The organism is Janthinobacterium lividum (assembly GCF_011601275.1).
Lineage (GTDB): Bacteria > Pseudomonadota > Gammaproteobacteria > Burkholderiales > Burkholderiaceae_D > Janthinobacterium > Janthinobacterium lividum_E.
In genome coordinates, this window is record NZ_JAAOLY010000021.1 from 72,691 (window position 1) to 83,733 (window position 11,043).

At 65.3% G+C, this 11,043-nt stretch carries 8 protein-coding genes and 2 tRNA genes; 9 read left to right on the forward strand and 1 reads right to left on the reverse strand.

What is annotated here, in order from left to right; translation table 11 throughout:
* The first annotated feature begins 17 nt into the window (after positions 1–17).
* The 9 genes from GYK42_RS25100 (at position 18) to GYK42_RS25140 (ending at position 10,638) form a co-directional block, all read left to right on the forward strand.
* Positions 18–94, forward strand: a tRNA-Met gene (locus GYK42_RS25100).
* Between the two features lie 59 nt (positions 95–153).
* Positions 154–230: transfer RNA gene (locus GYK42_RS25105), tRNA-Met, on the forward strand.
* Positions 231–411: 181 nt separating this feature from the next.
* Entirely contained in the window at positions 412–939 is a 528-nt protein-coding gene (locus tag GYK42_RS25110) for a sigma-70 family RNA polymerase sigma factor (RefSeq protein WP_166449704.1), read from the forward strand.
* Positions 936–1,934, forward strand: coding sequence for a FecR family protein (locus GYK42_RS25115; protein ID WP_166449705.1), 999 nt, complete (start codon positions 936–938; stop codon positions 1,932–1,934). The genes GYK42_RS25110 and GYK42_RS25115 overlap by 4 nt, the downstream gene beginning before the upstream one ends.
* A gap of 82 nt (positions 1,935–2,016) precedes the next feature.
* Entirely contained in the window at positions 2,017–4,491 is a 2,475-nt protein-coding gene (locus GYK42_RS25120; protein WP_166449706.1) for a TonB-dependent siderophore receptor, read from the forward strand.
* Between the two features lie 143 nt (positions 4,492–4,634).
* Complete coding sequence (locus GYK42_RS25125; protein WP_166449707.1) at positions 4,635–5,654, forward strand: LacI family DNA-binding transcriptional regulator; 1,020 nt, start codon at positions 4,635–4,637, stop codon at positions 5,652–5,654.
* A 233-nt stretch (positions 5,655–5,887) separates the two neighbouring features.
* The gene (locus tag GYK42_RS25130; RefSeq protein ID WP_166449708.1) at positions 5,888–7,282 is read left to right on the forward strand and encodes an alkaline phosphatase family protein; all 1,395 of its coding nucleotides are present in this window, start codon (positions 5,888–5,890) and stop codon (positions 7,280–7,282) included.
* An 80-nt stretch (positions 7,283–7,362) separates the two neighbouring features.
* Positions 7,363–8,979, forward strand: a complete 1,617-nt coding sequence (locus GYK42_RS25135; RefSeq protein WP_166449709.1) for a histidine-type phosphatase — start codon at positions 7,363–7,365, stop codon at positions 8,977–8,979.
* Between the two features lie 135 nt (positions 8,980–9,114).
* On the forward strand, positions 9,115–10,638 hold the full coding sequence (locus GYK42_RS25140) for a histidine-type phosphatase (RefSeq protein ID WP_240943806.1): 1,524 nt from the start codon (positions 9,115–9,117) through the stop codon (positions 10,636–10,638).
* A 22-nt stretch (positions 10,639–10,660) separates the two neighbouring features.
* Here the strand turns inward: GYK42_RS25140 and GYK42_RS25145 are convergent.
* Positions 10,661–11,043 (reverse strand): aldehyde dehydrogenase family protein (locus GYK42_RS25145; RefSeq protein ID WP_166449711.1); only part of this gene is annotated, 383 nt, incomplete at its 5' end.

Below are 11,043 nucleotides of genomic sequence, written 5' to 3' on the forward strand. Positions count from 1 at the left end.
ATAATGCTCGGCTGTTGGGTGATATAGCTCAGTTGGTTAGAGCACAGCATTCATAATGCTGGGGTCGGTGGTTCAAGTCCACCTATCACCACCAAAGAACATCGATCAGGTTTCCCCTGATCAAAACGAGCATCCGGTCTGACCGGTCTGTTTGGTGATATAGCTCAGTTGGTTAGAGCACAGCATTCATAATGCTGGGGTCGGTGGTTCAAGTCCACCTATCACCACCAAGAATTTGCAGTATGAAGAACCCGCCCCTGTCCCGTGCAGCGGCGGGTTTTTTCATTTCCGCCATCAGCGCGCATGCGGCCTGCGCGCAACACTGTCCCCTCCCCATGCAATCGGGGATTGTGGCAAGCCGCCTCTGCCGCTTACAATGAGAATAATTCTCATTTATATTATTCATCACCCATGTCCGCCATCCAGCCCAGCCTGCAACAGCAAGTGCAGTCGCTTTACAGCGAGCATCACGGCTGGCTGGTCGGCTGGCTGCGCAAGAAACTCAGCTGCCCGCATGGCGCGGCCGACGTGGCGCAAGACACTTTTTTACGCATCATCGCCTCGCGCGACGCCCTGTTCGGCATGCGCGAGCCGCGCGCCTATCTGTCGACGACGGCGAAACGCTTGCTGCTCGACCGCGCGCGCCGGCAAGTACTCGAACGCAGCTACCTGGCGGAACTGGCCCTGCTGGCCGACAGCCTGCCCGGCGCACCCTCGCCGGAGGAGATCCTGATGGCCGTGCAGGCGCTCGGGCAGATCGCCACGGCGCTGGACGGCTTGCCGGCCAAGGCACGCGACGCCTTTTTGCTGCACTACCTGGAAGAACAGCCGCAGGCCGCCGTCGCCGCGCAGCTGAACGTCTCCACGCGCATGGTGCAAAAATACCTAGTGCAAGCCTTGCTGGCCTGCCGCCACGCCTGCCCGGCCATGGCGGCATGAGCGGCACGCGCACCGATATCGCCGCCGAGCAGGCCGCCCGCTGGATCGTGCAGCTGAGCGCGGACGACCTGGCCGAACGCGACATGGCGCGAGCCGGCTTCGCTGCGTGGAAGGCGGCCGATCCGCTGCACGCGACAGTGGCCGCCGACATGGAAAACCTGCTGCGTCAATTGAATGCCGTGCGCGAGCCGGCCGGCGGCGACCATCGCCCCGCACGCGCCGCCCTGGCCGCCATCGCGCCCAAGCGCCAGCGTCTGCGCCAGCTGGCCGCCGCCAGCGCCGTAGCCGTGCTGGTGCTGACCGGCGCGCTGGTCCTCGGCGAACGTCCCGCCTACCTGCTGGCCGACCTGCGCAGTCCCACGGGACAATGGCAGACGCACACCCTTGCCGATGGCAGCCGCCTGACCCTGGCCGGCGGCAGCGCCGTCAACGTGCGCTTCAATGCGGGCGAGAGGCATGTGGAACTGGTGCGTGGCGACATTCTCGTCAACGTGGCCAAGGATGCGCAGCGCCCCTTCATCGTCGACAGCGACCACGCGGCGATCCGTGCGCTGGGTACGCGCTTTGCCGTGCGCAGGGAAAACGGCGCCACCATCTTGAGCATGCTCGAATCGACAGTATCGGCGCAGGTGCCGCAACATCCGGCCGTCGTGGTGCAGGCGGGCCAGCGCACGCGCATCACGCGCGATGGCGTCGGGCCACTGACAAGCATCGATGCGGCCAGCGTGCAGCAAGCGTGGCGCGCGCACCAGCTGGTGGTCGACGGCTTGCCGCTGGCCGACGTGCTCGACGAGCTGGCGCGCCAGCGCCCCGGCCAGCTGCATTACGACCGGGCGCAGATCGCCGGCATCCGCGTGGCGGCCGTGCTGCCGCTGGACGACACGGACAAGGCGCTGCAGCTGTTGATCGACAATTTCCCCCAGTTGCGCATCCGCATGCTGACGCGCTACCTGGTGATGGTGGACGCGCCCGCCAGCGGCCCCGCAAAAAAATAAATGTATTTTTTTGCGTTCGCGGTTCCACTTTGCGCATCTCGTGCGTCAAGGCAGCTGAGATCAATCAAAAAAGGCTGTCACCATGTACGCTCAAGTCGTTGCCCTTTCATCCACGCACACCCTGCGCACGCGTTTGCGCCCACTGGCCCTGGCCGCCCTGTTGCTGGCCAGCGCCGGCCTGCACGCCCAGGCAGTCGCCCAGACCGTGCCGGCTGCCGCCAGCTACGCCATCCCCGCCGGTCCGCTGGCCGGCGCCCTGAACCGCTATGCGCAGCAGGCGGGCGTGTCCATCGTCATCGATTCGGCCAAGGTGCAGGGACTGCAGACGGCCGGCCTGCAGGGCAGCTACGCCATCGACGACGGCTTTGCAGTGCTGCTGCGCGGCAGCGGCTACGCCATCGGCAAGACGGCCACCGGCTATGTGCTGGTGGCCGCGCCGGCGTCCGCCCCAACGGCGGCGGCCAGCGCCGCTTCGGCGGCCGAGCGCACCATGCCCTCGATTACCATCGTCGGCCAGGCCGAGCAAGGCGCCACTACGGAAGGCAGCGGCTCCTACACGGCGCGCAAGATCACCCTCGGCAAGGGAGAACAGTCGATGAAGGACATGCCGCAATCGGTGAGCGTGCTGACGCGCCAGCGCCTGGACGACCAGGGCATCACGGACTTGCGCGAAGCCGTCAACAACGTCACCGGCGTGGTCGGCGTGCATGGCGTGGGCCCGGGCGTGGTGATCACTTCGCGCGGCTTCCAGATCGATCAATGGCAGTACGATGGCGTGCCGATCGACCGCAACACCTATGCGCTGGGTAACTGGGGCCAGGAAAACATGGTCATCTACGACCGCCTGGAAGTGCTGCGCGGCGCATCAAGCCTGCTCGAAGGCACGGGCAGCCCGGGCGGCTCCGTCAACCTGGTGCGCAAGCGCCCGCTGGCCACGCGCCAGGTCGCGCTCACGGGCCGCGCCGGTTCGTGGGACCACTACGGCGCGCAGCTCGACGCCAGCACGCCGCTGAATGCGCAAGGCAGCCTGCGCGGACGCGCCATCGTCGATGAAGACGACAGCCATTCCTTCATCGACCAGGTCTGGAGCAAGAACCGCACCGTGTATGCGGCGCTCGACTACGACCTCGGCCCCGCCACCACCGTGGGCCTGGCCGTGAGCAACGTCAATGGGCGCGGCCGCCCGATGTTCATCGGCCTGGCGCGCTACGCCGACGGCAGCGAGCTGGGATTGCCCCGCTCGACCTATACGGGCGCCGACTGGAACCGCAGCAAGGTGGAACAGACCACCGTCAACCTGGACCTTGAGCACCACTTCAACAGCCGGTGGACCTTCAAGACGGCCGCGCTGGGCGTCAATGAACGTACCAATTCGACCCACCAGCGCATGGCCGGCACCATCAAGGCCGATGGCAGCGGTTCCATGTACGGCGACTTCTCCACCGATTTCAAGAACCAGAAGCGCGGCATCGACGCCTTCGTACGTGGCAAATTCGATGGCCTGGGCATCGCGCAGGAAGTCGTCGTGGGCGCCAGCTATGTGAAGTTCCATTCCGACGACCGCTATGCGCGCGCCTGGACGCAGGGCGCGCAAATCTTCAATATCGACCATCACCGCCCATGGCAGGACTTCGACACCATCGCCGCGCGCGGCGTGAGCTCCAGCAGCACCTACGACATGCGCCAGAAAGGCCTGTACGGCACCTGGAACGGCCAGCTGACCACTCACCTGAAAGCCTTGCTGGGCGGACGTTTCAGCTGGTATGACTTCGAGTATGCCCCCCAGGGCGGCACGGCGGACACCACCCGTGTCACGGCCAAGTTCACGCCATCGGTGGCCCTGATGCATGCGCTGACGCCGCAATGGTCCACCTACGCCAGCTATGCGGGCGTGTTCCAGCCGCAGACGAACCGCAACGCGGCAGGCCAGGTCCTGAAACCGGTCACGGGCGACAGCTATGAAGCGGGTATCAAGGGCGAGCTGCTGGACGGCAAAGTCAATACCTCGCTGGCCGTCTTCCGCTACGAGCACAAGGACCGCGCCGTCAACGACTACGCCGCCGGTTTCGCCTGCGACGGCTGGTACTGCTCGCGCGCCTCGGGCAAGGTGCGCAGCCAGGGCCTGGAAGCGGAAGTGTCGGGCGAAGTGGCGCGCGGCCTGCAGCTGTCGGCCGGCTATGCCTACACGACGACGACCTACCTCGACGACCCGGACAACAAGGGCGAGGTCTTCTCGACATGGACGCCGAAGCACATGTTGCGCCTGTGGTCCGGCTATACCCTGCCCGGCGAGTGGAGCAAATTCAGCGTCGGCGCCGGCGTGAACATGCAAAGCCACACGCTGGACTTCGGCCGCTCGTTCGACGTGGCCGGCTTCTCGCTGTGGAACGCGCGCCTGGCCTGGCAAGCCACGCCGCAGCTGTCGCTGGCCGTCAACGTCAACAACCTGTTCGACAAGCGCTACGTGATCCCGTCGTATAACGACACGGGCGGCAATAACCACTTCGGCGACCCGCGCAACGTGCAGCTGACCCTGAAGTACACGCCGAAGTGGTAGGCGGGTAGGAAGGCCGAGGGCCGGCGCGAGGGCCGTGGCGCGACATTCAGTTCGCGCCGCGGCCGGGATTTTCGGCTAAGATGATGGCGCGGCGTTGCGCCGCACCGCATCGTGCATCGGCCTCTCATTCATCTACACCGTCAATGGAACAAAAAGACAAGTCTTGGGTCACTTCGGTGGACGTCGCCAAACGGGCCGGCGTCTCGCGCTCCGCCGTCTCGCGCACGTTCACGCCCGGCGCCAGCGTGGCGCCCGAAACGCGGGCCCGCGTGATGGAAGCGGCGCAGTCGCTGGGCTACCAGGTCAACATCCTGGCGCGCAGCATGAACCAGGGACAAAGCAACCTGGTAGGCGTCGTCATCACGGGCTTCACGGACCCGTTCCGCGTAGCCCTGCTGGGCGAAGTCACGCGCAGCCTGAGCGAACATGCGCTGGTGCCGCTGCTGATGAATGCGGAAGATCCCGAGCGCCTCAGCGAACTGCTGCGCATCCTCCTCAGCTATAAAATTTCCGGCGTCATCATGACGTCCGGCTCGCCGCCGTCCGCCGTGGCGACGGAATACCTGCAGCGCCAGGTGCCGGTGGCCATGATCAACCGCGCGCGCGACCTGAAGGGCGTGGACGTGGTCAACAGCGACAACCGCAACGGCGGCGAACTGGCGGCCAGCACCCTGCTCGACAGCGGGGCCAAGCGGCTGGCCTTCGTCAACACGCGCGCCAGCAGTTTCAGCGGCATCGCGCGCGGCAAGGCTTTCCTCGAGCACCTGGCGCCGGCGGTGGCAAAGAAACGCTGCACGGCTGGCGAATACCTGGCCGACGCCATCGGCTACCAGGCGGGCCAGGAAGCGGCCGACGCCCTGCTCGCCTCGGGCAAGCTGCCCGACGGCGTCTTTTGCGCCACCGACCTGATCGCCTGCGGCTTCATCGACGCGGCGCGCAGCAAGTATGGCATCGACGTGCCCGCGCAATTGCAGGTGATCGGCTTCGACGACATTCCCATGGCCGCGCTGGACGCCTACCAGCTGACCACCATCCGCCAGGATGCGGGCGAACTGGCGCGCCGCGCCGTCAAGAGCCTGGTCGAACGCATGGAAAAATTTGCCATGCCGGGCCGCCTGAAGGAAGTTCCCGTCACTCTGGTGCGGCGCGGCACGACGCGCTAAACGATGCAATACGGCAGATGGCGCAACGCCGTCTGCCTGCCCGCCACCGCCCGCCGTTCCCCGTTTTCCACACTTTTTCATCCCCCGCCTGTACTTGTTGACATCAAAAAAAATCCGGGTTACTGTTTGCACACGTGTACTGCACACGTGTGCAATTTCTTCAGACAGGCCAGTTCCGGCCACACCACTACAAAAAGCGCCCCTTCCACGGAGGCGTCATCAAGGAGACTGTTATGTTGAACCACGTTCTAAGAACCGCCCTGCTCGGCATCGGGGCGATCGGCCTGGCGGCCTGTACCACGCCCGCCGGCACGCAGCACAGTACGCCCGCCGCCGCCGATCCGAAGCTGGCGAAGATCGGCCAGATCGTCGTCGTGTACATGGAAAACCGCAGCTTCGACCACCTGTTCGGCACTTTCCCCGGCGCCGACGGCATCGCCAATGGCCGTTCGCCCGACACCACCACGCAGACCGGCCCCAATGGCAAGCCGTATGCCATGCTGCCCGCCGTGGCGCTCGACAAGGGCGGCCTGGACTCGCGCTTCAAGGCCGACATCGCCAACGCGCCCTTCCACATGGAGCCGAGCGTGTCGCTGGGCGACAAGACGGCCAGTCCCGTGCACGCGTTCTGGACGCACAAGCGCCAGATCAACGACGGCAAGAACGACCGCTTCGTCGTCGAGGGCAATACGGGCGCCCTGCCCATGGGCTATTTCGACGGTAGCAAGCTCAAACTGTGGGCGCTGGCGCAGCGCTACACGCTGGCCGACCGCTTCTTCCAGTCCGCCTATGGCGGCTCCTTCCTCAATCACATGTGGCTGACCTGCGCCTGCACACCCGTGTTCCCGAACGCGCCCAAGTCGATCGTCGCCCAGGATGAGCGCGGCACGGGCCACAAGAAGGGCGAAGAGGCGGAAGTGACGCAGGACGGCTACGCCGTCAACACCATGCAAGGCCCGCTGCTGTTCGACCCGACCAAGAAGCAGACGTTCCTGCCGCCGCAAACCATGCCCACCATCGGCGACCGCCTGACGGACAAGGGCATCTCGTGGGTCTATTATGCGGACGGCTACGACATCGCCGTCGCCTCTACCAAGTCGGGCAAAAAGGCCGACGATTTCTCGTATCACCACCAGCCGTTCACCTACTTCAAGCGCTTCATCGACAGCCCGCAGCAGCGCGCCACGCACCTGAAGGACCGTTCGGACATGCTCGCCGACGTCCAGGCGGGCAAGCTGCCGCCCGTCTCGTTCTACAAACCCATGGGCAAGAAGAACATGCATCCGGGGATGGATAAATCGAGCGTGGCGGCCGGCGACGACGAGGGCGTGGCCATCATCAGCGCCATCATGGAAGGGCCGCAATGGAAGGATACCGTCATCATCGTCACCACCGATGAAAACGGCGGTTTCTGGGACCACGTGGCGCCACCGAAAGGCGACCGCTTCGGCCCGGCCACGCGCATCCCCGCCCTGGTCATCTCGCCCTTCAGCGAAGGCGGCCATATCGACCATACCGAGTATGAAACCGTGTCGATCCTGAAGTTCATCGAGGAACGCCATGGCCTGGCGCCCTTGAGCGAGCGCGATGCGCGCGCCAACAGCCTGGCCAAAGCCCTCAAGCTGTAACTCCCATCGTCCTGCCTATCTATCCTGGGTGCGCCGCCCTGCGCGGCGCGCCCGGGCAACTCACATCCAAAGGAAACGCCATGCTGCACGCCCGCCATCTTCCCCTGTCCCTCCTGATGCTCGCCCTGGCCGCCTGTGGCGGCGGAGACGATACGCCACCTGTCCCGGTCACGCCGCCGGCCACTCCGCCCGTCACGCCACCGCCCACCACCTACTACCAGACCAAGACGCCGTACACGCCGCAGCAGGACGCGGCCACATACGAAACCGCGCCGGCCGGCTACGCGCCCGTGTTTACCGAACTGGTGGCGCGCCATGGTTCGCGCGGGCTGTCGAGCATGAAATACGATGCGGCCTTCTACAACGTCTGGCAACGGGCGGCCGCCGACGATGCGCTCACGCCGCTGGGGCAAAAGCTGGGAGCCGACATCCTGAAACTGATGAAGGCCAACGCGCTGCTCGGCTACGGCGTGGACGGCATCACGGCGCCCGGCTACGGCAACCTGTCGCAGACGGGCATCAATGAGCACAAGCAGCTGGCCGTGCGCATGCTGGCGCGCCTGCCCGCCCTGTTCACGCAGCTGGGCGCGAACGCCGCCAGCGCGCCGCGCCAGATCGTCACCATCAGTTCCGGCGTGGACCGCGCCAAGGACAGCGCCGCGTATTTTGCGCAGTCGCTGGCCGCCACGGCACCAAACGTCGCGCCGCTGATTACCCTGCCGCCCGCGCCCGCCGGCTACCCGGCCGGCAAGCCCGTGGCCCAGCCCAATGGCACCAACCGCTTCCTGCTGTATGCGCACAAGCTGGTGCCGAAGACGGACCTCGTCACCGATGCCCTCGACCGCCATTACCCGACTTACCAGGATAGCCAAGCCTATCAGGCCTACCTGGAAAGCCCCGCCTTCCTGGCCAAGTACACAGCCATCGACACGGATGCCACGGCGCGCACCCTGGGCCGCGAAGTGCTGGAACGTCTGTTCAGCAAGGCCTTCGTCGACAAGATCGACAATGGCACCTACCGCTTCGCCAATACGGGCACGTACAGTTTCACCAGCGACGACGGCAAATTCACCAACACCGTCACGGGCGACGGCGGCACCACGATCAAGGGCCTGGCCGACGCGGCCTCGGTGCTGTACAACCTGTACGCCATCATGGCCGGCATGACGAGCGAAGTGAAAGCCGACTTCGTACAGTACATGCCGTCGGACGCGGCCAAGTACCAGGCCTTCGTGCAGGACTACCAGGATTTCTATAACAAGGGCCCCGGCACCACGGAAAGCGCCGGCGTCACCTGGAACTACGTGCGCGCGCTGCGCGACGACTTTTTCACGGAAGTGGACGCCATCGCGCGCGGCGACCTGTCGCACGGCGCCAAGCTGCGCTTCACGCATGCGGAAGCCATCATCCCGCTGGCCACGGCCATGGGCCTGAAGACCGTTGTCGGCGCGCTGCCTGCGGCGCAAACCTACAGCTATGACAACAGCAGCTGGCGCGGCCTGTACGTGGCGCCGATGGCGGCCAACATGCAGTGGGACGTGTACCGCGACGCCGGTGGCAATGTGCTCGTGAAAATGCTGTACAACGAAAAGGAAACGGACTTCCAGGCCGCCTGCGATGGCGCCCGCTTTGCTGCCGGCAGCCATTTCTATGTGTATGCGAAACTGAAGACCTGCTACGGCCACGTGGCGCAGTAACCGCGAAGTGCAGGCGGGCAGCCGTGCCCGCCTGTCTGGCGTTTGATGCTAGGCTACGCCTGGTAATCAATCACGTCACCCGCGGATCGCCATGCCCCACCGTTCCCCCTGTCCAGCATGCTGCTGGCCCTGTCCTTGCACGCCAGTCACGTCCTGGCCGTCGAAGGCCATTACCAGACCAAGACGCCCTATGCGCCGCAGCAGGATACGGCCACGTATGCCGCGCCGCCGGCCGGCTTCCAGCCCATCTACACGCAACTGGTGGCGCGCCACGGCTCGCGCGGCTTGACCGGCATGAAGAGCGACGCGGCCCTGTATGCGATGTGGCAGCAGGCCGCCGCGCAGGATGCGCTGATGCCTTTGGGACGCGAACTGGGTCCCGACATCCTGGCCCTGATGAAGGCCAACGCGCTGCTTGGTTATGGCGTGGCCGGCATCGAGAAACCCGGCTACGGCAATCTGTCGCAGACGGGCATCGAGGAACACCAGCAACTGGCCGTGCGCATGCTGGCGCGCATGCCCGCCCTGTTTACGCAAGTGGGCCAGGACGCGGCGACGGCGCCGCGCCAGCTCGTCACCATCGATTCCGGCGTGGACCGCGCGCGCGACAGTGCACGCTTTTTCACGCAGTCGCTGCTGGAGCACGCGCCCGCCCTGGCTCCCTTGTTGTACTTTCCGCTCGCCCCGGCGCCGTATCCGCAGGGACGCAAGGCGGTACCGCAAGCGGATGGCGTCAACCGCTTCCTGCTGTACGCGCACAAGCTGACGCCGCAGACGGATCTTGTCGCCGATCGCGCCAACCCGTATTACCCCACGTATGCCGCCAGCCAGGCCTACCAATACTATGAAAGAACCAAGCAGCTGCACGCGCTGATGGATGCCCCGGCCAGGCTGCCGGCAGCGGCCGCGCATGCACGCCACGTGCTTGAACGGCTGTTTGCACCTGCCTTTCTCGACCAGCTTGAGCGCGGCGCCGCCAGCTATGCGGACACGGGCAGCTACACGTTCACCAGCGCGGACGGGAAACTCACGCGCACCATGGCGGGCAGCGGCAAGACCGTCATCCGCAGCCTGAATGCGGCCGCGACGAAACTGTATGAACTGTATGCGATCGCCGCCGGCATGCGCCATGAAGTGCCGGCCGATTTCAGCCGCTACATGCCCGCCGAGGATGCGCGCTACTACGCCTATATCGCCGACCACGAGGATTTTTACCAGAAAGGGCCGGGCACCACGAGCAGCGCAGGCGTAACCTGGCGCTTCGCGCTGGCCTTGCGCGACGATTTTTTCAAGGAAGTCGATGCACTGGCCAGCGGTGACTTGGGCCACGCGGCCAAGCTGCGCTTCACGCACGCCGAGATGATCATTCCGCTCGCCTCGGCCATGGGCTTGAAAGAGGCGCTGGCACCGCTGCCGATATCGGACAGCGCCAGCCATAAAGGCCCTCGATGGCGCGGCCAGAACGTCTCGCCGCTGGCGGCCAACATGCAGTGGGATGTGTACCGCAACAGCGAAGGACAGCTGATCGTGCGCCTGCTGTACAACGAAAAGGAAACCGATTTCCAGGCCGCGTGCGACGGCGCCCGCATCGTGCCGGGCAGCGTCTTCTACGACTATGCAAAACTGAAAACTTGCTACGGATACGTGGCGGCGCGCTGATGCAGCGCACCGCCATGGTGCCTTACTTCAGGGTCGGCATGGCAAACTCGGCGCCTGCCGCCGTCGATGCCGGCCAGCGCTGCGTGACGGCCTTCTGTTTCGTGTAGAAACGCACGGATTCCGGACCGTGCGCATGGTGGTCGCCAAACAGGCTGCGCTTCCAGCCGCCGAAGCTGTGGAAGGCCATCGGCACGGGAATCGGCACGTTCACGCCGACCATGCCCACCTGCACCCGGTGCGTATACTCGCGCGCCGTGTTGCCGTCGCGCGTGTAGATGGCCGTGCCGTTGCCATATTCATGCGCATTGACCAGGTCCAGCGCCGTCGTAAAGTCCGGCACGCGCACGATGCACAGCACGGGGCCGAAGATTTCTTCCTTGTAGATCGTCATGTCCGGCGTGACGT

Excerpts from the sequence above, each read along its gene's own strand:
- GYK42_RS25115 (WP_166449705.1), top strand. The coding sequence starts at position 936 with ATGAGCGGCACGCGCACCGATATCGCCGCCGAGCAGGCCGCCCGCTGG.
- GYK42_RS25130 (WP_166449708.1), top strand. The coding sequence starts at position 5,888 with ATGTTGAACCACGTTCTAAGAACCGCCCTGCTCGGCATCGGGGCGATC.
- GYK42_RS25120 (WP_166449706.1), top strand. The coding sequence starts at position 2,017 with ATGTACGCTCAAGTCGTTGCCCTTTCATCCACGCACACCCTGCGCACG.
- GYK42_RS25125 (WP_166449707.1), top strand. The coding sequence starts at position 4,635 with ATGGAACAAAAAGACAAGTCTTGGGTCACTTCGGTGGACGTCGCCAAA.
- GYK42_RS25135 (WP_166449709.1), top strand. The coding sequence starts at position 7,363 with ATGCTGCACGCCCGCCATCTTCCCCTGTCCCTCCTGATGCTCGCCCTG.
- GYK42_RS25110 (WP_166449704.1), top strand. The coding sequence starts at position 412 with ATGTCCGCCATCCAGCCCAGCCTGCAACAGCAAGTGCAGTCGCTTTAC.